At 36.9% G+C, this 19,897-nt stretch carries 18 protein-coding genes and 1 pseudogene; 10 read left to right on the top strand and 9 right to left on the bottom strand.

Annotated elements, in window-relative coordinates:
• Positions 1 to 118: 118 nt before the first annotated feature.
• A complete protein-coding gene (eat, locus tag WBW42_RS02100; RefSeq protein ID WP_032056555.1) occupies positions 119 to 1,534 on the top strand; it encodes an ethanolamine permease in 1,416 nt (471 codons plus the stop codon).
• An 88-nt stretch (positions 1,535 to 1,622) separates the two neighbouring features.
• Here eat and WBW42_RS02105 read toward each other — a convergent pair whose 3' ends face one another.
• A complete protein-coding gene (locus tag WBW42_RS02105; RefSeq protein WP_032056554.1) occupies positions 1,623 to 2,090 on the bottom strand; it encodes an Lrp/AsnC family transcriptional regulator in 468 nt (155 codons plus the stop codon).
• 118 nt (positions 2,091 to 2,208) lie between these two features.
• Between WBW42_RS02105 and WBW42_RS02110 the strand changes: the two genes are divergently transcribed.
• On the top strand, positions 2,209 to 3,084 hold the full coding sequence (locus WBW42_RS02110; RefSeq protein WP_032056553.1) for an EamA family transporter: 876 nt from the start codon (positions 2,209 to 2,211) through the stop codon (positions 3,082 to 3,084).
• Positions 3,085 to 3,268: 184 nt separating this feature from the next.
• A complete protein-coding gene (locus tag WBW42_RS02115) occupies positions 3,269 to 3,895 on the top strand; it encodes a hypothetical protein (RefSeq protein ID WP_032056551.1) in 627 nt (208 codons plus the stop codon).
• A 101-nt stretch (positions 3,896 to 3,996) separates the two neighbouring features.
• Here the strand turns inward: WBW42_RS02115 and WBW42_RS02120 are convergent, their stop codons facing one another.
• From WBW42_RS02120 to folE2, 3 genes are read right to left on the bottom strand one after another with little or no spacing between them, the layout of a single operon-like run.
• Positions 3,997 to 5,352 carry a dihydroorotase gene (locus WBW42_RS02120; protein WP_032056550.1) on the bottom strand — a complete coding sequence of 452 codons (1,356 nt, stop codon included), beginning with the start codon at positions 5,350 to 5,352 and terminating at the stop codon, positions 3,997 to 3,999.
• A complete protein-coding gene (locus WBW42_RS02125) occupies positions 5,342 to 5,902 on the bottom strand; it encodes a gamma carbonic anhydrase family protein (protein WP_032056548.1) in 561 nt (186 codons plus the stop codon). Before WBW42_RS02125 ends, WBW42_RS02120 begins: the two co-directional genes overlap by 11 nt.
• A 54-nt stretch (positions 5,903 to 5,956) precedes the next feature.
• Positions 5,957 to 6,859 (bottom strand): GTP cyclohydrolase FolE2, encoded by a 903-nt coding sequence (folE2, locus tag WBW42_RS02130; protein WP_032056546.1) that lies wholly within the window; start codon positions 6,857 to 6,859, stop codon positions 5,957 to 5,959.
• A 905-nt stretch (positions 6,860 to 7,764) separates the two neighbouring features.
• On the opposite strand from folE2, the gene WBW42_RS02135 reads away from it, so the two are divergent.
• From WBW42_RS02135 to WBW42_RS02155, 5 genes are all read left to right on the top strand, one after another.
• Entirely contained in the window at positions 7,765 to 8,316 is a 552-nt protein-coding gene (locus WBW42_RS02135) for a TetR/AcrR family transcriptional regulator (RefSeq protein WP_032056544.1), read from the top strand.
• Between the two features lie 200 nt (positions 8,317 to 8,516).
• Positions 8,517 to 8,987 carry a hypothetical protein gene (locus WBW42_RS02140; protein WP_032056542.1) on the top strand — a complete coding sequence of 157 codons (471 nt, stop codon included), beginning with the start codon at positions 8,517 to 8,519 and terminating at the stop codon, positions 8,985 to 8,987.
• Positions 8,988 to 9,303: 316 nt separating this feature from the next.
• Positions 9,304 to 10,368, top strand: coding sequence for a catalase family peroxidase (locus WBW42_RS02145; protein WP_498478245.1), 1,065 nt, complete (start codon positions 9,304 to 9,306; stop codon positions 10,366 to 10,368).
• 12 nt (positions 10,369 to 10,380) lie between these two features.
• Positions 10,381 to 10,971 carry a cytochrome b gene (locus WBW42_RS02150; RefSeq protein ID WP_032056539.1) on the top strand — a complete coding sequence of 197 codons (591 nt, stop codon included), beginning with the start codon at positions 10,381 to 10,383 and terminating at the stop codon, positions 10,969 to 10,971.
• Positions 10,972 to 11,310: 339 nt separating this feature from the next.
• On the top strand, positions 11,311 to 12,615 hold the full coding sequence (locus WBW42_RS02155; protein ID WP_032056538.1) for an MFS transporter: 1,305 nt from the start codon (positions 11,311 to 11,313) through the stop codon (positions 12,613 to 12,615).
• An 85-nt stretch (positions 12,616 to 12,700) separates the two neighbouring features.
• On the opposite strand, the gene WBW42_RS02160 is transcribed toward WBW42_RS02155, so the two are convergent.
• On the bottom strand, positions 12,701 to 13,138 hold the full coding sequence (locus WBW42_RS02160; protein WP_005076813.1) for a DUF2147 domain-containing protein: 438 nt from the start codon (positions 13,136 to 13,138) through the stop codon (positions 12,701 to 12,703).
• Between the two features lie 512 nt (positions 13,139 to 13,650).
• Between WBW42_RS02160 and WBW42_RS02165 the strand changes: the two genes are divergently transcribed.
• Positions 13,651 to 14,121, top strand: coding sequence for a Csu type fimbrial protein (locus WBW42_RS02165; RefSeq protein WP_032056536.1), 471 nt, complete (start codon positions 13,651 to 13,653; stop codon positions 14,119 to 14,121).
• A gap of 122 nt (positions 14,122 to 14,243) precedes the next feature.
• On the opposite strand, the gene WBW42_RS02170 is transcribed toward WBW42_RS02165, so the two are convergent.
• Both WBW42_RS02170 and WBW42_RS02175 read right to left on the bottom strand, forming a co-directional pair.
• The gene (locus tag WBW42_RS02170; RefSeq protein WP_032056534.1) at positions 14,244 to 15,272 is read right to left on the bottom strand and encodes a MerR family transcriptional regulator; all 1,029 of its coding nucleotides are present in this window, start codon (positions 15,270 to 15,272) and stop codon (positions 14,244 to 14,246) included.
• Positions 15,273 to 15,486: 214 nt separating this feature from the next.
• Positions 15,487 to 16,185 carry a DUF1826 domain-containing protein gene (locus tag WBW42_RS02175; protein WP_032056532.1) on the bottom strand — a complete coding sequence of 233 codons (699 nt, stop codon included), beginning with the start codon at positions 16,183 to 16,185 and terminating at the stop codon, positions 15,487 to 15,489.
• Positions 16,186 to 16,506: 321 nt separating this feature from the next.
• Here WBW42_RS02175 and WBW42_RS02180 point away from each other — a divergent pair.
• Positions 16,507 to 17,881, top strand: a pseudogene (locus WBW42_RS02180) (putative bifunctional diguanylate cyclase/phosphodiesterase).
• A 77-nt stretch (positions 17,882 to 17,958) separates the two neighbouring features.
• On the opposite strand, the gene WBW42_RS02185 reads toward WBW42_RS02180, so the two are convergent.
• Positions 17,959 to 18,579, bottom strand: coding sequence for an NUDIX hydrolase (locus WBW42_RS02185; protein WP_032056528.1), 621 nt, complete (start codon positions 18,577 to 18,579; stop codon positions 17,959 to 17,961).
• A 136-nt stretch (positions 18,580 to 18,715) separates the two neighbouring features.
• Positions 18,716 to 19,474 carry an HD domain-containing protein gene (locus WBW42_RS02190; protein WP_032056527.1) on the bottom strand — a complete coding sequence of 253 codons (759 nt, stop codon included), beginning with the start codon at positions 19,472 to 19,474 and terminating at the stop codon, positions 18,716 to 18,718.
• Positions 19,475 to 19,897: the final 423 nt, after the last annotated feature.

Raw genomic sequence — 19,897 nt, forward strand, 5'->3', positions numbered from 1 at the left:
AGAAAAAATGAATCAACTTGACTTCAAGTGGTCGGGGAGATGTTTTGCTGTCAAGTTTTATGAATATCTTTTGCGCAACTATTGGTGGTGTAAATTTAGTCGATAAGGCAATACGACAATGAAAGAGTCTGAATTAAGCGTAGATGTTGGTGCTCTACAACAGGACGCAGAGTATTTTGCAAAACGTCAGTTGAAAAAGGGGGCAGTAGGTTGGTTACTTTTAGTGGGGCTAGGTGTTTCTTACGTCATTTCGGGTGACTTTGCGGGTTGGAATTTTGGACTGGCACAAGGCGGCTGGGGAGGACTCTTTATTGCAACAGTCATCGTCGCGTTTATGTATCTCTGCATGAGCTTTGTAATGTCTGAGATGTCAACGATGTTGCCCACTGCTGGCGGTGGTTATAGTTTTGCCCGCGTTGCATTTGGTCCTTTTGGAGGCTACCTCACAGGGACTGCGATTTTAATTGAATATGCAATTGCACCTGCTGCCATTGCCGTATTTATCGGTTCATATTGCGAATCACTCTTTGGAATTGGCGGTTGGGCCGTTTATTTAATTTGCTATTTAGTTTTTATGGGTATTCATCTCAAAGGTGCAGGTGAAGCACTTAAAATCATGTTTGGAATTACCGCCGTTGCTTGTATTGCACTGGTCGTATTCATTGTTGCGATGCTTCCACATTTTGACAGTGCGCGTTTATTTGATATTCCAGTCAGTTCTCATGCAGGTGCAAGTAGCTTTTTACCATTTGGCTATATGGGAATATGGGCTGCAGTACCTTATGCCATCTGGTTTTTTCTTGCAGTTGAAGGGGTACCACTAGCTGCCGAAGAAGCAAAAGATCCAGTACGTTCATTGCCACGAGGTTTGATTGGTTCAATGTTAATATTGGCATCGTTTGCACTTTTAATCTTATTTTTAGGTGCAGGCGCTGCGGGTTCAAATGCTTTAAAAAATTCGGGAGCACCTTTAGTTGATGCACTCATTGCTGTGTATGGTCAGCACACATGGTTAGCGAGCTTTGTTAACTTTGTAGGTCTTGCTGGACTTGTCGCAAGTTTCTTCTCAATTATTTATGCATATTCGCGTCAGATTTTTGCATTGTCACGTGCGGGATATTTGCCAAAAAACTTATCGCTTACCAATGAAAATAAGGCGCCGTATTGGGCCATTATTATTCCCGGAATTATTGGCTTTTTACTCTCTTTAACAGGTGAGGGTGACTTGCTCATTTTAATGGCTGTATTCGGTGCAACAATTTCTTATGTGTTGATGATGCTCTCACATATTAAGTTGCGTTTATCTCGTCCTGAATTACCACGCCCGTATAAAACGCCTGGTGGAATGTGGACGTCTTGTATTGCCTTGATTCTTGCTGCTGTTGCTGTAGTGGCAGGGTTAATGGTGAATCCAAAAGTTTGGTTATTGGCTGCGCTGATTTATGTCGGATTTATACTCTATTACTTGTTATATAGCCGTCATCATTTGGTGAAAGGTACGCCTGAGCAAGAGTTCGCCATGATTGATGACTAATTTTAAATGGGTTAAAAATAAAGAGGCTTCGGCCTCTTTTCTAAACTTTATAAAATGATTGAAACGTTTAAAGCCAAAATTGAAAAGTTTAAATATTTAACTCAAAGGTTACTTTTACACGGTCTAAAACAATTAAGGTTCGATATGTTTTTACATCTTCATTATCAGCAAAATGTTTTCTAACTAAGCTTTCAAAATGAGATAAGTTGTTGCTCAACATAATAATGATAAAAGAGACACCACCATTCACAAAGTAACACTGTTGAATTTCTTCAACAGAAGCAAAGTATTGCTTCGCTCTATCCATCACTACAGAGCGGTCTTCGCTAAGGCGGACTTCAATAATAGACGTAATTTTTTCACCAAATTTAAGCGGATTTAAAATAGCGCAATTTTTTAAAATTATTTCCTTTTCTTCCATACGAGATATACGTCTTTGTACGGAAGCGGACGATAGACCAATTTTTTCAGAAATTTCTCGATGAGAAGTCTTATTGTCTTTTTGCAGTATTCTTAAGATTGCGTAGTCAAAATTATCTAAAGAAATATCTGACATGAGTAAATCTCTCATTAAGCTTTAAATATAGAGTTATTTAATCGTTTTATTGAGGGAAATAGAAGAAATATATTGATTATATAGAATTAAAATTTCAATCATTCCCAGAGCGGTAAATATGATGATTGAGACAAACTCCAAGCAAGGCATGGCATTTGCAGCCGCATTTCTATCTTTAGTTTCTGTGCAAATAGGAGCATCAATAGGAAAAGCCCTTTTTCCAATTCTGAGTGCAGAAGGAGTGACCTTAACTCGACTTGCTTTAGCAGCATGTTTCTTGTGGATTGTTTATAAACCTTGGAGAGACTGGAACAGACAGACCAATTGGAAAAATCTCATTATTTATGGGGCCATCCTCACTTTAATGAATACTTTAATTTATAAAGCATTTTCTTATATGTCTGTGGGGATCGCGATTTCCATTGAAGTGTTGGGACCGCTTACGGTTGCTATTTTAATGTCTAAAAATAAATTAGATTATTTTTGGGGAGCATTATCTCTTATTGGTTTGCTTCTTTTACCCATGGGTAATTCAAATAATAACTTTAGCTTTATCGGTATGACGTATGCTTTAGTAGCGGCAGTAGGTTGGGGGCTATATATTATTTACGGCTCTAAAGTTGCAAAAGGTGGTGGAAGTTCTGTTGCGACTGGAATGTTCTTAGCAGCTCTGTTTGCAACACCATTAGGGGCTTCTCACATTATCCATATTTTTGATAGTTATACGATTCTTTTGACATGTTTACTCATGGCGATGCTAGCAAGTGCGATTCCTTTCATATTAGATATGATTGCGATGAAAAAACTGCATCCACGCGTTTTTGGAATTTTATTGAGTGCATCACCCGCGGTAAGTGCTTTGGCTGGATGGCTGATTTTAGATGAACGATTAAATCATTTTCAGATCATTGGAATAATAATTATTATGGCATCGTGTGCGGGATGTTCTTATTTTTCTTATAAACGTAATACTGCAAAGCCTACTCATCTATGATGCCGCATCTCTAAAAGCTGGATGAGTCGTTTTGAAGGGGGATAAATAATAAATAGAGTCCCCTTAAAAAGGCTGCCTCTGTACAAAAAGAATATAAAAACAGTAAGTAACACTTACTCAAGTATCATTTTAATCTGATTGATATTTATACAATATAGTTACCAGATCACAAGGATATGAACTCATGAAATTTCTAAAATTTCTAACTTTTAGCACCATTCTTACTTTATCCGCACATAGTTATGCGACAGTGGGCGGTGGACAAAAAATTGAAGTGTTGGGCTATCAGCAAAAAGAGAAGAAACTTTATGTATTAAGACATTATGAAGATGGTCGAGGGCGTCTACCACAACTCTATTATTATCTATTAAATAGTAAATCGCCTGATAAGCTGATTGAAGTTAAATCGCTCTATATCAATCCAAAAACACATAAGATTGATTATGATCAAGATAGTAGAGCATTTGATAAGGCTCTAAATAAAATTAAAAAGAATTTAGTCCCTTTGATCGTAAGTAATAGTAAGACCGTAAAAATTCAAACAATAAAAACTCATCAGAATCAAGTATCGTCTTGGTTTGATCCTTCAGGAAAGATCACGCAATATAAAACAGACTATGTTGTAAAATCGCCGTCTTTACAAAGTAAGACCCATGTTGCGGTTCATTACACCAAAGCAATAAAAATTTCCCAAAATTATAAGGTGCCTACACACAATAAGAGACTAGTTGTAGTTAAATATCTGGGGGTTCCAGAAGAAACTGGTTACGATATTGAAGACCCCGTTTTACTACTGCCTGTGAAAAAATAAGTTTAAGCGCAAATTATTTTCTTGGTTCAAAGCGGCAATATACACAACATCTGTGTATATTCAGCTCAAAACTTATCACCGCTCGACTGCTTTTATCTGGGTTATCTGTCTATGTCTAATGCTTTGCCTCGACAGCTTAAAAATAACTGATTTTGATGCCAAGCCAATTGCCCTGACACAATAGTTGTATCGACGTCATAGCGGAAGGTTTTATTTTGAAATGGCGTCCAGTTACATCGCATATAGTTTTTTTGATCTTTAACTGCAATAGCTTCTTTATTTTCTTTAAGTAGAACCAAATCTGCCCAATAACCTTCACGGATATATCCACGATTTTTGAGTTTAAATAAATCAGCGACTTGGTGTGATGTTTTCTTAACCATTGTTTCTATACTTATTTTTTTATCTGCCACAAGTTCCATGAGTGCTGGAACAGCATGTTGAACCAAAGGCAGGCCAGCGGGTGCTTTTAAATAAGATTGTTGTTTTTCGTCCCATGTATGCGGCGCATGGTCTGTACCAATAATATCTAAGCGATTGGACTGAGCAATCGCAGTGATGAGTGCATCTTTGTCTTGTTGAGTTTTAATGGCTGGATTACATTTTATTAAATGTCCAAGCGCAGCATAGTCTGATTCATCAAAACTAAGATGGTGAATACATACTTCAGCAGAAATATGCTTTAGATTTAAAGGTAAATCTTTAAACAAACACAATTCTTTGGCTGTACTTATATGTAAAACATGCAGTTGGGTCCCATATTTTTCCGCTAAAGACACCGCTAAACGTGAACTCTCAAAGCATGCTTGTTTATCCCGAATTTTAGGGTGAATATGTGCTGGAATATATTCACCATATTTCCCGAAATATAAATTTTCTCTTTCTTTAATGCGAGGGGTATATTCGCAATGCGTTAAAAGAATAGTCGGGACATTAGCAAATAAACGCTCAAGCACTTGTGGTTCATCAACTAACATATTCCCCGTAGATGCCCCCATAAAAACTTTTACACCACTAATCAGCTTGGGATTAAGCTGTTCAATAATCTCTAAATTTTGGGAACTTACGCCAAAATGAAAAGCATAATTTGCCATGCTATATTGGGCGGCAATTTGCTTTTTTTGCATTAAGGCATCTAAAGATAGGGTTGGGGGATTGGTGTTTGGCATATCCATATAACTTGTAATACCCCCAATGACCGCTGCCATAGATTCTGATGCAATACTGCCTTTATGTGGCAAACCCGGATCTCTAAAATGAACTTGATCATCGATCATTCCGGGAATTAACCAATTCCCGTTTGCATGAATGGTTTTAGCATTAACAACATGAGAAATTGATGGAGCAATTTTTTCGATTCGACCATCTTGAATGAGCACATCTACAAATTGCTGTTTTCCCTCATTCACTAAATTGGCATCACGGATAATAATTTTAGAATAGGGTTTAAAACTCATTGTGCAATGCCTTATAGCCTTTGACTAATTCAATATTTGTTGAGACGACACTCTCTGAAAATTCACTGATAGAAATATCAACCGGAGGATATTGGTTTAAGTCAGTTTTAGAATTGATGTAGCTCATTGCAGGGACATAAAAGTGGTTCGGTAAATCACGCCCGTCGACCACTGCGTTGTGACGGATAGCGCTGTGATTGCCGACCTTACAGTTAAATATGACACTGTTAAAACCTACAAAAACATGGTCACCAATTTCACAAGGCCCATGAATAATGGAGCGATGGGCAATTGATGTATTTTCACCAATTACAACTGATGCACCAGCTTTGGAATGAATCACAACACCATCTTGTATGTTGGAATTTGCTCCAATAATAATAGGTTCCATCTCTCCATTTTCGTCGGTTTCATCGGCACGAATTACCGCATAAGGACCAATAAACACATTTTCATGAACAATGACTTTGCCGCAAATAATAGCGGTCTGATCGACATAAGCTGATTGATCAATCACAGGGAGATGACCAGATGGATTTTTACGTAGCATTGGATAACCGTTTAAATATATTTACTTAAATTGAATTAAATGAGTGACCTAGAGTTACCACTGCCATGTCCCTTGGGCCACAGCATCATGTGCATGTAAACTTTCTGCATGAGTCACTTTAAATTTGAAACCATGAATATTTTTGTGATGTATAAACGAGCCATAAAGACGTCTTAAAGCATCTTCGCAAAACATTAGATTTTGACCGTTGGCAACGGCAAAAGCCTGTTCATCAATACGTTTCACCGCCGTTTGCACAGGAGTCATTAATGCCAGTTCAGCTCGGTTTATAAATTCAATGAGAGGAATGTTTTGAAGATTTTGATCTAATTTAAATTGAAGGAGGGCAAAACTTCTTTGGCTATGGGGCGTTGCTGCAATTGCATCTGTGGTATTTAACCAGTTCATAATGTCTTGTTGGTCAAGTCGAATTTCTTGGTTTTGTAAAGCCGACTCAAACCGTTGTTGAATAATATTTCTTGAAAGTGCCGCAGAGCATGGGCAGGTTGAAGAATAGGGGATCTCGACTTTTAATTCTGCCTCAAATTGATCATTATAAAGTTGGCCTGACAAAACAAAAGGATAGCTTTTCCACCCTGAAAGCTTGCTGACTAAGGCTGGTCGCTCGATATAAAGTTTACTGTGAATTTCAATTTTGGCATGCTGCGATAAATCTTGATGGCTGTCTAAAAAGTCTTCTAAAACTAATTTTAAATCAGGCATATTTATATTTTCGAGTGATGTTAACTCTAAAAGTCGTGTGTATAGACGCGACATATGAATGCCTTTTGCTAAAGGGTCATCCAGACTGACATAAGCATTTATGTGGCTTGGGCATAAGGTATTTTCAATTCGAACTGGTAATGCAATGTTTTCCATGCCAACCCAATCAAGGCGGTGGCTATAGGCATTTGGTAAAGTTGGCTCGGCAGATATATCTGGGAGAACAAGGTTCATTTATTAGCGGCTTATACTGTGATATTAATGTTATGTTATAACATAACGTTAATAAGTGGCAAGTTTGCTATAGACCTTAATGGAGTTAAATAACATTGAATAAGTAAACATAGATATATAAGCTCCTTGTCTCTTTCCGTAATGGTAGGACGGGAGAGGGACACCTTCGGGTGTGCTGGTTATATCTTTCACCAGTCTGCTAACCCTCTTTCGTTTTGCCACCATAACTTTGATGTCTTGGCAGAACTCCTAATTAAAAGGAATCTAACAGTTATTTATTAAAGCCTAAGTTCAAATATTCACTTTAATTTTCAATTCCAATTTAACAATAACTTATTCATTATTTAGCCTTACTTTTTTAATGATCTATTTTAAAACAAATGGCATTTTGTGTGCTTGACTGCAAAAGGGTTGGACACTATCCTTTGCCTGCTGGCCTACATCGCCAGTCGGTTTTGACGGACCGTATCATAGAAGCATTAAAGGTTTTATATCTTTAGTGTCTAGCCCCTCGTGCCCCCTCTACGGTGGAACGGGAGGGGGACACCTTCGGGTGTGCTGGCTCTATGACCAGTCCGTCAACCCTTTTCCGTTCTGCCACCATAATTCTTAATTAATGCTCTGGCAGAACTCCCAATAAAAAGGAGTTGGCTTTGCACATCCATTATTTCTTGGCAGCCCTTGCCATAAGCTATTACAACACAGCTTAAACGTTTAAAGCAGTTTGATTGCCCTATAGTTTTCAAGCTTTAAATCGTCACGACCAAAAAACTTAATCAACAATAAAACTTGAGATGTGCCAAGCACAGTCTTTACGGCTTTGCTGTGCCTTTTTTTTCTCCCAGAAAGGGCACAGGTTTTTTATCTCATTTATAGACAACAAAAATTTTTATAACGGTAAAACTATGCCAAAGTTAGTTCTCTCAACACGTGCTATTCAAGTCATTAATACGGCGATTGATTTATTTCAGCATCACGGCTTTCATACGGTTGGGGTCGACAGAATTGTGAAAGAGTCAAAAATTACAAAAGCAACTTTTTATAATTTTTTTCATTCAAAAGAGCGGTTTATTGAAATTTGTCTGATCGTACAAAAAGAACGTTTAAAAGAAAAAGTGGTTTCAATTGTTGAGTACGACCAAGGCTCAAGCGTGAAGGAAAAACTTAAGAAACTTTATCTTTTACATACCGATTTAGAGGGACTGTACTATTTATTGTTTAAAGCCATGTTTGAAACAAAGCTGACCTATCCAAAAGCCTATCAAACAGCGGTGAGATATAGAACGTGGCTCATCAATGAAATCTATAGTCAACTTCGAGCACTTAAAAAAGATGCAACTTTTCAAGACGCTAAGCTATTTTTATATATGATTGAGGGTGCAGTTATTCAGCTTTTAAGTTCAGATGGGGCAATCGATCGAGAAAAGGTGATAGATTTTTATATAATTTATGTCTAACAGAGACGAATTAATCTTTATTTTTTGTGGTCTATTCGCCATTAATTTTTATCCCTGCGGACGGTTTGGGGTAATAGATTGCAAAAGGTTCCTATTAATTACTTAATCACCTAAATCCCTTACATTTTGTAATGATTAATTCATCATAATTTCTTAAAAGGCAAAAGATATAAGAATGCCTATAATAAAAGGAAATAGGGATGACAAAATTTATAGCTATCGCCGAAAAGGTTTACGAAGAATTCGAGAAAAAAAATTTATTTTCTGAAAGCACTATTGAACAACTCAATAACTTAGTGAGTGCGATAAGAAAAGAACTAAAGGGTTCTTCATGTAAACTAAAAAGTAATTACTTTGATTTCGAAGCGTGTTTAAACAAACCGCCCGATCAATGCTTAGTTAAGTTAGATATCAGTTTAATGCCCAAATATAAAAATAAGCTTGAATACATTATGTGGTTAGCCAGCTTTATTGAAAAAATTACAGTTGGAGGTAGACCTAAGCTTCCACCACTCACTAGCTTGGTTCCTGCTGAATATGAAACCAGACAAGAAGTTAAAGTTGATTTAGAAGAAGAAAAAAGAAAGTCAGAAGAAAGTGCCAATATGATTAGGAGCTATTTTGATTCTGACGATTATAAAAAAAATGAAAAAAGTTTGGCTACTTCATGATGAGAAGCGCTAATTTTTATTTATAAATGAAAAATCTCAAGCAGCTGTTTATGAGAACAGTTGCTTGATTATGTTTAAAAAATCTAAAAACTATTATCAGCCGTAAAAGATGATGAGGACCTGTAAGTGGGTGCTTACCTTATATGATCGGGAAATAAATATTATATTAAGGCTTATCTCTATTGGATCCAGAATTTTCGGGATTTTATTTACTGAGCTAATTTTGAACGTGATTCCATCAATGTAAGTAAGTCTCTTTTGACATGATCAAACTCTTTTTTAGGGATGCAGCCATACAATTTACACAGGATGAAGAATGAATAATTTGAATTTTAAAACTCTAAAGAAGTATTGGCTGCGATTCGTGGGTATTGCTGTAATCGCGGGCTCCTTAGTATTGGCATTTGCTTGGGTCGCCGGTCTATTTGGACATCGCACCACAAGCAAAACTTTTTTGGGCGACTCATTAAGTAAATTTGATCCCGGATATCGACGTGCACACGGTAAGGGTATTTGTTTTGATGGTACTTACCACAGTAATGGCGCGGCGGCGGCAATCTCTAAAGCCACTGTATTTGCCAAGTCTGATATACCCGCGATTGGCCGTTTTTCTATTGGAAGTGGTAACCCGCATGCGGCAGATAATTCGACAGCAACAGTAAGTATGGCTTTATTACTTTCCGCAGCTGATCATTCACAATGGCGCATGAAATTAAACAACTTTCCCTATTTCCCTACACGAAATGCTGAAGGTTTTTTGGCGCAGCAAAAAGCATTTAAACCAGTTCCAGCTACTGGCAAACCTGATCCAGCCCTAGTTGAGGCTTTCTTAAAAGAATATCCAGAAGCACGTAAGTCTATTGAGCAAAAGGCAAAGATGCCATTAACCGGTAGTTTCAGCGGTGCAGAATTTTATGTCGTAAATGCTTTTATATTGCGAGCCGCTAATGGACAAGAACAGCCAGTCCGTTGGTCTATGCGTCTTCATTCAAAATTTATTAGTCTGACCAAAGAACAACGTGATCAAGCTGGCCATGATTTCTTATTTAAAGACATCAAAAAACGTTTGGCTGAAGGGCCGCTCTATTGGGATTTGGTTTTGCAACTTGCCGAGCCGGGAGACCCAGTGAATGACCCGTCTCAACCTTGGCCAAAAGAACGCAAAGAAGTGATAGCAGGAACATTGGAAGCCAAAAATGTAACTGAACAGGTAAATGGCGTTTGCCGTGACATTAACTTTGATCCAACACTAGTTCCACCGGGAATTGAGTTATCAGATGATCCAGTACTCGCCGCACGAGCAGGCATCTATTCACAATCTTACAATGCTCGCTTACGTGAAATTGGATTTGGCAAAGCAACGGATGCCGTGGGCAAATAGGAGAGATCAGCCATGCAAAACAAATCTAACAATAATGCTCCACGTCATTTTAATTTGACTGCTCGAATACTACATTGGCTTATGGCGGTAGCGATTTTGGCCATGCTATTTATTGGTGTGGGAATGACAACCTCAATCACTTGGCGTCCGTGGTTAATCGATATCCATCGTCCTTTAGGAATCGCAATCTTATTATTGGTCATCATAAGATTAATAAACCGACTCTATTTTCCAATTCCACCTTTGCCGCCGACTGTACCGCGCTGGCAGGCATTTGTGGCCCATGCATCACATTGGCTGCTCTATCTTTTGATGTTTAGTTTGCCATTGCTCGGATGGGCAACGCTATCAGCAGGTAATTGGCCTGTAACTCTATTTCCGGGTTGGGATCTTCCACCTATAGCACCCACCAGCTCTACGCTTTACGCTTGGTTCCGTACTCTACATGGAATTTTGGCTTGGCTACTATTTGCTGTGGTTATTGGTCATCTGTCTGCTGCGTTATTACATGCATGGATTTATCGCGATGGCGTATTCTCAAGTATGGCTTTGGGCTCTTCTGCTGGGTCAAATAGAGATAATGAAAAGAAGAATGCTGATTGAGGGGAATTATTTAGCTCAGATCAGGCGGCTGAGAGGGAAAAGATTCTCGATTATTTTTTAAATCATCTGCTTGAATCTAAAAATAATTTAAATAATAGGATGTATGGTTTGCTTGTTTTTTGTTAGATGAGCAGACCATAGACCCTGTGCAATAAGGTGAGTTCATTACTCAGCTAGAATCAAATCATCCGATCTAACTTTTTGTTTATATTGTAAAAAATAATATTTTGACTTTATTGGCATATTGTTGCTATTTTATTTTACGTTAATCGTAAATTGATTACGTATTGCATAATTAAAATGAATTAATTTAAAGCATGTCATGGAGAAGGGAATACCATGAAAGAAGTTGCATTAAGTGATTTGATCAATCAGCAGAAAGTTGGACGTTATCAAAAATTTATTCTGATCACCTGTTTATTACTCATGATTATGGATGGCTATGACATCCAGTCTATGGCTTACGCGGCCCCAATGATTATAGAAGAATGGGGCGTTCAAAAATCCATGCTAGGCATTGTGTTTAGCGCCAGCTTATTTGGTTTGTTTGTTGGATCATTTTTATTAAGTTCACTCTCTGATCGTTTTGGCCGCCGTCCCATCTTACTGATCTCGACTTTTATGTTTTCGGTATTGATGCTGGTGACACCACATGTAGGCAATATTGAGCAATTGACTGCAATCCGCTTTGTTACAGGAATTTTTTTAGGAGGGATCATGCCAAATGTTATGGCTTATAGCTCCGAAATTGTTCCATTCAAATCTCGTATTTTCACCATGATGGTCATTTCTTGTGGCTATACGGTAGGGGCAATGTTGGGTGGCGGAATATCCGCCTTATTAGTTCCTTGGGGAGGTTGGCAGGCGATTTTCTATTTTGGCGGTATTGTTCCTTTAATTATTTTCTTTATCACATACTTTAAGCTGCCAGAATCTTTATATTTTTTGAGTGAAGATCATAAAAATAATCCTAAAATTTTGTTTTGGTTAAAAAAGTTTTATCCTGCATTAACATTTAATTCGGAAATAAAAATTATTAATAACACTGAAGTTGAGGTTAAAAAGTCGCCGCTTGAGTTGTTTAAAAATCAGCGTGCATTTTTTACCTATTCCATCTGGATCATCAGTATCTTAAATATGATCAGTCTATATTTTCTGGCGAACTGGCTACCGACTTTGGCCAAAGAGTCAGGGCTCTCACTAAATCAGGCATTGATGATCGGTTCAACTCTACAATTAGGCGGTACGGTTGGTAGTGTTGTGATGGGCCTTAAAATCGATAAGACAGGATTTTATAAAGTATTAATTCCTGTTTTTTTGGTAGCAGTGATTAGTGTTGCTTTAATTGGCTATGCTGTTAGCCATATTGTTTTATTATTTATTATCATTTTTATTGCTGGCTTTGCAATTGTTGGCGGACAACCTGCCATTAATGCATTGTCTGCTAGTTATTACCCAGTTTCACTTCGTACTACAGGGGTGGGTTGGAGTATCGGAATTGCCCGTTTGGGTTCGGTCATTGGACCGTTATTTGGTGGCTACCTTTCCCAATTTCTGGTCATTACCCATTTATTCGTGATTGCTGCAATACCTTCGCTCCTCGTCATTATTATGCTGATGATTCAAGCTAAGTACCGATCATAAAAACTATTACATACATCACGCACATATTGATTGTAATTATGATCGGTGAGTAGCTACAAAGAGTTGGTTACTACTAGTTCATAAGCTATTTAACTCGATACCATGTTTGATTTCGGCCAATCGCAGAGATACCAATGTATCCACGCGCGGTAAGTTTTTCACCATCAGGTGATACTGTTAGGCTAAAGCGATAGGTCTTATCTGACTGTGGGTCGAGAATAGATCCTTTGTCATATTTATTTTGACCAACACTTTTTAAATTTTTGACGATGGTTAAACCAATCAAAGATTTATTTTTATAAGTACCTTCACACATCGTACATTTGTTGGCTTCACTTGGAACAAGTATTTTTTCGATGTTTGCAGAGAGGTTGCCATTTTTATCTTGGTTAAATCTTACCAGCGCTCGAGGTTGATTGGTTGCATCATCAATGGTTTTCCAAACACTGCCATGTAATTTGTCCGATGCAAATGAATGAACTGAATAAAAGCTAAGTAAAAGTAAGAGTAAATATTTTTTCATATCAATGTTTTCTCGAATTAAAAATAAATGGTTTCAAAGGACAGAATTATTCATTTTAAATTTAACTTCACAATTTTCTTAGTATTGAATCTATAAGCTAAACAATATGTAAAGTTATAATCTATATGTTTGGATATTATTTTGATCAGTTTTTTTATGCAATTGCGAGAATGGACAGAATGATTAAGCAGGGTTTAAAACCAAGTTATAAATTATTGATAATTTTTAGAAGTAGTGGGGTGATTAAACTACATACAGTTTGATAAATAATGACAAATTTTATGCTTAGGAGAAATAAAAAACATCCACTACTTTTTAAATTAGTTAGATTGCGTGTAACTCATCACAAATAATAAAAATAATATGCAAATCATGTGATTAGTATAGATTGACACTGTGCAATATTAAGTCTTATAACTAAACAATCCTGAAAGCTGTTTCTTTAATAGGAACAGAAAAAACACAATATAAAGATGAATAGACATTAGAACAAAAAGTTAAGGAGAGAAGAAATGAAAGTCATTAGACATGCTTTATTTTCTCTGATGGGAATGTTGACAATAAATAGTGCAGATGCTGGAAATGCATCTACATCGTTAAGGGTCAGTTTAACCATTCTAGAAACTTGTGAAGTTTCCACACAAGGAAACTTAGATTTTGGTTCGGTTGAACGTGCTCAGCCAGTTCCTACTGCAAGAACGGATGTAACTGTGCAATGCAGCAAAAATACACCTTATCAATTGGCAGTAACTTCAGACAATAATTTTGAACTTAAATCTGCTGACAGCCCAGCATCTGTTGCATATGTACTGTATCAAGATGCGGGCCATACTCAAATTTGGGGAGGAGCGGCAGGTAAAATACCTTCACGAATCGCGACAGGGATGAAAGAAAATATTCCTATTCATGGAGCGATCATATCAAGTACGAATGTTCAGGCAACCAAATATGAAGATTGGGTTCGTGTGAATGTTATATATTAATTTTGAAAACAAAAATAATCATAAATATCAAAACTAATTTATCAAAAAACTGTTTTTAGGGGTGGATAGAGTATTTTAAAAAGCTACACCAAATTATGGTGTAGCCAACTGCTTTGATAGAACTAAGCACCACGCATTAGTGCTGCTACTGCTTTTTCCAGAAATTGTAGGGTCACTGGTTTGAGCCAAGTACCGTCAGCAAGGCTTGGTTCACTTTGCATTGCTGTACGGATTTTCTCTTGAGTACTTGGATTTTTGCCAGCATAGCCTTGTAGCATAGAGAGCCATTGTTGTGCCAAACGCTTTGCTCCATCACTATCTGGTGTGACCTCGGCATCAATCAATTTTTCAATATCGACCAATAATTGAGGCCATTTTTTCATCTCACGAATGTAATTTCCTTTTAGAAAAGTAAACTCATCGTCAGATAAATAACGGGCAAAAATACTCAGCTTACTCTCAGAAAAAGCTTTAAGTAAAAACTCAACAACTTCTGGCGTTACGCCTAATTTTTCCTGAAATTCAGGTGCGGCTGAGTTTATGGCATTTAGTTTAACTAACCATTCTGGGTTAGCTCGCGTATTGTGCTCAAGAGTTTTCATCCACTTTCGAGCTAGGTCTTGAGCTGCTTCACTGTTAGATGGTTCACCAGCATTAAATAGTGCATTTGCTGCTTGAGTTAACTCTTGCCATTCTTGGTGGCTTTTAGTGCCTGCTTGTAAGAAAGTCAGTTTTTCAAGCTCTTCTTTTGTAAAGTATTTTTCAAACATCGCTATAAGCTCCAGTGTTTTTAGCCAATCCTCCAAACCAAGCTCTTCACCACTTATGATCTGAGATTTAAGTTTGCTGAGCTGATTTCGCAATTTCTTTTGCTCTGTCAGCCTTTGATCAATTGCTTGAATCTGCTGATCAATAATCGGTAAAAGTGCAAGATTGGGGTCTTCAAGAACCGTATGGATTTCGGCTAACGACATTCCCAGTCCTCGTAATGCTTGAATCTGATGCAAACGAGTAATGTCTTTACGGGTGTATAGTCGATAACCAGCATCGGAACGGACCGAAGGCTGAAGTAAACCGATATCGTCATAGTGATGAAGAGCACGGACAGTAAGTCCTGTTTGCTTAGCCAATTCACCAACTTTTAACAGCATCTTTTTAGCTCCTTCTTCCTTAGGCGTGTTTTATGCTAGGGGCTTACGTTACGTGAGGGTCAACTACTTTAAATCATATTTTTCATTATTTTTGCTTTGGTAGATATCCGAATTTATTTGATCCGTTTTCGGAATATCTTAAGAGATTAGGTAAACCAGTTTTTATTTGATAAAAATGATTTCAAGCTATTCCAGTCATGGAGTGGCAATATATTTAACAAATCAACAGCAATCGATACTCGCCATCTTTTTCAACTGGAGCTCGATGAACACAAGGTAAAACCTTTTGAGTGGGATGATCTACTGCTAAACGCCAAATATGTCCCGTGCCTAAATTTACAGGTTGAGCATCGGGTTTAGGCTGATAATGCAAATCAAAAAAATACTCTGCCAAAAAAGCTTCAAAGTCAGCATCAGAACCGTCATGTAACTCTTTGAGCCTTTCTCTAATTTCTGGAATTAAAACTTTTTGTTCAACTTGATCATTGGGCACAATATCACTGGCAGCGCCGTGATAGGTACATAAGAATGTATCGGTTTCAATGGGGGAGCGGTCAACATGAAATGAATATACATCTGTTGAAATGAAATCTAGCTCTTCATCGCGTTCATAGTTTTTAAGCAAATTAAGTACAGGTGATGCGCCAAAATCACTTAACAGCTCGATATCTTCTAAAATAGTTGCTCTCGCCAAATTGCCTTTTTCTGAAAGTTGTAGGGCTAACAAGTCTTCAACAGAAACTTCTGTAATATTTTCTTTTAACTGAAGTTTATTCACAATTTCTTTAAAGTCGCCCACCAAATTTCTGTGCCAACAAATCGCATTTGTCTCTCCTTGAAAATGTGTATTTACAAGTTCAGAGAAACTAGACACTTTTCTAATTTGATTGCTGTCAGAAAATGCGTTTTTCATATGAGAATTAGATAAACCAGAAGCCGAGTCGCATAATATACACTGAGCTAACTGTAGTCGCTAAATAGTATTTCTCATTAATAAGCTAATCGCTGTTCGCACTCAAACCTTGTGTAGCCTAGTAGAGACATGTATCGTTAGAGGATAATACTTTAAAATAATAAGGTGACTGAAAAACAAAATTATTCAATTAAACAACCGGACTGTGCCACCACAATTAAAACAACACCCACCTCAAGATGAGTCATATAAAAATAAATAAAACATTAGATTTTATTGGTGAAAATTGACCGGGTATATCACTGTTCAAGCTTGGGGTTTATGAAGAAATATTTTACGGTTGATTTATTTATGATAGCTTCGTCTTACTTTAAAAAACGCAAAAAAAATTACCGTACCGTAAAGGACCAGCAGCTTACAATCGCCGCAAAAGCAAATATCTTCATTTGTATTATTTTTTTGTTTGTTTTGGACCACATATTTTATATTTGCAAAAATGTGGTTAATTGTGGGTATGGATATCATTTTTACACTGATCTCTATATTTAGCCTTTTTCTTATTTATATAAACCGCATTTCAGCGGGTATTCTTTTATCTCAAGTCGTTCTGCTTGTTTTTCCAGTCATTTTTTGCTTATTTTTTGATGTCGCTACAAGTGACCGTCCGCAAGTGGCTCAATTGTTTTTACCCGCTGGGGCGATATTGGGATATTTGAATTACCGTAGAAATCCAAGCTTTTTACAAGCTGCTTTAATTCTTTTGTCGATTGGATGCTTTATATTTTTTAGTGGCAGCTCTTTTAATCTGGAGAGCGCCATACCTTTACCGGAAGATATTCGTGATCATGGGGGATGGATTGCAACTTGTGTCGCTACGCTCATGATCTGTATTTCAATTTACACCATGCAATTAGAGATACAAACCGAAAGCACTATGGTGCAAGACTTACGCTTAGCGCTTATTAAAGAACAGTTTGAGCTTTTTTATCAACCGCAAATTAATGCTTCTGAAACGCTAATTGGCGCGGAAGCTTTATTAAGATGGCATCATCCTGTTTCAGGATATATTCCCACAAAAGATTTTATTCCAGCAGCCGAAACTTTTGGGTTAATGCCAGAGATTGGGGAATGGGTATTGGCTCAAGCCTGTAAAGTTTTACAAGATTGGAGTAAAAAAGCCGAGACTAAAGATCTTACACTTTCAATCAATATTAGTCCTGATCACTTCATGCAACCAAACTTTGAACAAACTGTGATTGGGCTGATTCAGAAATATGAGGTCAATCCATCTCGGCTCACACTAGAAATTACTGAAAATATTGCTTTAACGAATTGTGTAAGCATGATCGAAAAAATGCAGTTCTTATCTAAACAAGGAGTTCAGCTTTCTCTTGATGATTTTGGTACTGGTTATTCATCTTTAAGCTATTTACAAAAAATGCCCATCAGCCAAATCAAAATTGATCGTAGCTTTGTACAGTCGGCATTGGATGATAAACGCAGTAATAAACTCGTCACTGGCATTATTAAAATTGGTCTGGATTTGAACCTTCGCGTGTTAGTTGAAGGCATCGAAACGACTGAACAATTTAGTGTTTTTAAAAATAATGGATGTACTGAGTTTCAAGGATATTTGTGGGGCTGTCCGATGCCGTTAAATGACTTCGTAAAACAGATAGCCCATTTCAAAAAATAGGCAAAAGGATAATTAAAAATCTTCATTTAACAGCAGAACTCTAAATATAAGAGATCTGCCTTACATTGATTTTTTAACTAATCAAACTTAGTAATTTCTGGTACTGACTCTAAATAATCAAAAAATTGCTGTATTTGTTCTTCTGTTACCCGTGCTGTAGAAATAGGTGGTAACTCATCTCTACTAAAGAATCCAACCTCGGGTGTTTCAATACTAGGTGTCAGCTCACCATCAATAATTTCACACCAGAAGAAAGCCTTATACACATGTAAAAACATCGGAGGGTGTGGGTGCTTGGTTCTATCTGTTAAAGCTAATAATTTAATGGCTTTAACTTGTAAACCTGTCTCTTCTAGAACCTCTTTTTCAGCATTTTCCGATGCTGAGTAACCTACGTCAGCCCATCCACCTGGAACAGACCATTTCCCATCTCCAATTTCTTTTGCTAATAATAATTTATTTTCTTTAAAAACAACTGCTCTGACATCTAGTTTTGGGGTGGCATAACCTACATTTTGGAGCACGTTATTAATAAAATTTTCTGTTTTGATTTCTTTTAATTCTAATAAATACTCAATGTGCCCTAAGAGTTGTTCATAACGTTCTTTGTCATAAACATCTTTTGAATAATGTAAACCTGTTTGAGCAATACCAGTAATTTTATTTAAAGTTTCTAACCACTTCACTGAGTCATTCATTGCAACAGAGGCCTTCATGCTTATATCTTTCAGCTATAGTAAGACATAGTCAGCCGAAGAACTATTAAACAGTTGTTAACTGAAATTTCAAGCAAAGTCTTGAGTGATTTTTTACGATTAATAGCTCTAATTAAATTTACTCTTTATATAAATTTGATTTAATCATGAGCGGTAAACCAAGACTATTTAATAAGCTAGTTCGAGAATTTGGTACATTCTTACTTTCTAAATCAATAAGCTCAATAAATTCTTTATTAAATTGTTTTCTAGGATATTTTTCTAAAATTTCCTTTTGAAAAGATAAGGGGAGTTTATATAGACCGTCACTAATCACATCACAGGATGCACCTTGCTGTAATAGCGTAATTTCTGCTGGGTCAGAGTGATCTATATAACCGTTCATATGTAAGCAGATAGCATCTTTAATAACTCCACTTTTCTTCTCATCAAAGCTATGTTCTTTAGCCTTTAGCTCAAATTGTTTAGCACTCTCATAAGTAAAACAGTTACAACCTTTACTATGAATATGTTGCTCAGTTAAGCCAATATCATGAAAAAGTGAGGCTATTAAAAGTGACTCATCATCAAATTGCTGTTTTTGTATATTGCCTAAAGCAGCGCCCCAGAAATAGGTGCGCCATGAATGATTATAAATAGATATACTTGCTTTAGCTTCGAGCTCATCAAGCGCGACTTTAACCATTTGAGTATCTGGTATCACGATCTGATCAATATCAAAATCATCTAAAGTTTTGAACCGAAAGTAATTTATTTTTATAGAGGCCATAACACTTGGCAGCATAATTTTTTGAATTAACTTAACTTTCTCTTTGAAGCTGAGCTGACCATTTGTAGCTTGCATCCAGTGATATGAACCAATTCTTTTAGTTTTCATTATTAGATCTCATTTTAGAGTAATTACTCTAAAATATTGCCATAGATGTTTTTTTGCAAGTTGTATCTTTTAAAACACCGATAGAGCTTTGATTAATAGCTTTTTATAAACCCCAATTTAACAATAAATTTTAATTATTTATCCTTACTTTTTAATGATCTATTTTAAAACAAATGTCATTTTGTATGCTTGACTGAAAGAGGACTGAATATTATTCTTCGCCTGCTGGCCACATTGCCAGTCGGTCGTCGCGGACCGCTTTTTTCGACCACATCAGGATTATTTCTTCTGAGGAATAGTCTTGTGTGAGCATCTCCTCGTTCCCTCCCGTAGCGGTAGGACGGGAGAGGGACACCTTCGGGTGTGCTGGAGTCGAAACCAGTCCGCGAACCCTCTTCCGTTCTGCCACCATAATTTTAATGT

The sequence above is a fragment of the Acinetobacter sp. LT1 genome (assembly GCF_059800965.1).

Bases quoted from the DNA above. Each gene is read 5' to 3' on its own strand.
- WBW42_RS02110 (WP_032056553.1), top strand. From the start codon at position 2,209: ATGATGATTGAGACAAACTCCAAGCAAGGCATGGCATTTGCAGCCGCA.
- WBW42_RS02175 (WP_032056532.1), bottom strand. From the start codon at position 16,185: ATGAAAAACGCATTTTCTGACAGCAATCAAATTAGAAAAGTGTCTAGT.
- WBW42_RS02190 (WP_032056527.1), bottom strand. From the start codon at position 19,474: ATGAAAACTAAAAGAATTGGTTCATATCACTGGATGCAAGCTACAAAT.
- WBW42_RS02115 (WP_032056551.1), top strand. From the start codon at position 3,269: ATGAAATTTCTAAAATTTCTAACTTTTAGCACCATTCTTACTTTATCC.
- folE2 (WP_032056546.1), bottom strand. From the start codon at position 6,859: ATGAACCTTGTTCTCCCAGATATATCTGCCGAGCCAACTTTACCAAAT.
- WBW42_RS02135 (WP_032056544.1), top strand. From the start codon at position 7,765: ATGCCAAAGTTAGTTCTCTCAACACGTGCTATTCAAGTCATTAATACG.
- WBW42_RS02140 (WP_032056542.1), top strand. From the start codon at position 8,517: ATGACAAAATTTATAGCTATCGCCGAAAAGGTTTACGAAGAATTCGAG.
- eat (WP_032056555.1), top strand. From the start codon at position 119: ATGAAAGAGTCTGAATTAAGCGTAGATGTTGGTGCTCTACAACAGGAC.
- WBW42_RS02145 (WP_498478245.1), top strand. From the start codon at position 9,304: ATGAATAATTTGAATTTTAAAACTCTAAAGAAGTATTGGCTGCGATTC.
- WBW42_RS02125 (WP_032056548.1), bottom strand. From the start codon at position 5,902: ATGCTACGTAAAAATCCATCTGGTCATCTCCCTGTGATTGATCAATCA.
- WBW42_RS02150 (WP_032056539.1), top strand. From the start codon at position 10,381: ATGCAAAACAAATCTAACAATAATGCTCCACGTCATTTTAATTTGACT.
- WBW42_RS02105 (WP_032056554.1), bottom strand. From the start codon at position 2,090: ATGTCAGATATTTCTTTAGATAATTTTGACTACGCAATCTTAAGAATA.
- WBW42_RS02155 (WP_032056538.1), top strand. From the start codon at position 11,311: ATGAAAGAAGTTGCATTAAGTGATTTGATCAATCAGCAGAAAGTTGGA.
- WBW42_RS02185 (WP_032056528.1), bottom strand. From the start codon at position 18,579: ATGAATGACTCAGTGAAGTGGTTAGAAACTTTAAATAAAATTACTGGT.
- WBW42_RS02160 (WP_005076813.1), bottom strand. From the start codon at position 13,138: ATGAAAAAATATTTACTCTTACTTTTACTTAGCTTTTATTCAGTTCAT.
- WBW42_RS02165 (WP_032056536.1), top strand. From the start codon at position 13,651: ATGAAAGTCATTAGACATGCTTTATTTTCTCTGATGGGAATGTTGACA.
- WBW42_RS02120 (WP_032056550.1), bottom strand. From the start codon at position 5,352: ATGAGTTTTAAACCCTATTCTAAAATTATTATCCGTGATGCCAATTTA.
- WBW42_RS02170 (WP_032056534.1), bottom strand. From the start codon at position 15,272: ATGCTGTTAAAAGTTGGTGAATTGGCTAAGCAAACAGGACTTACTGTC.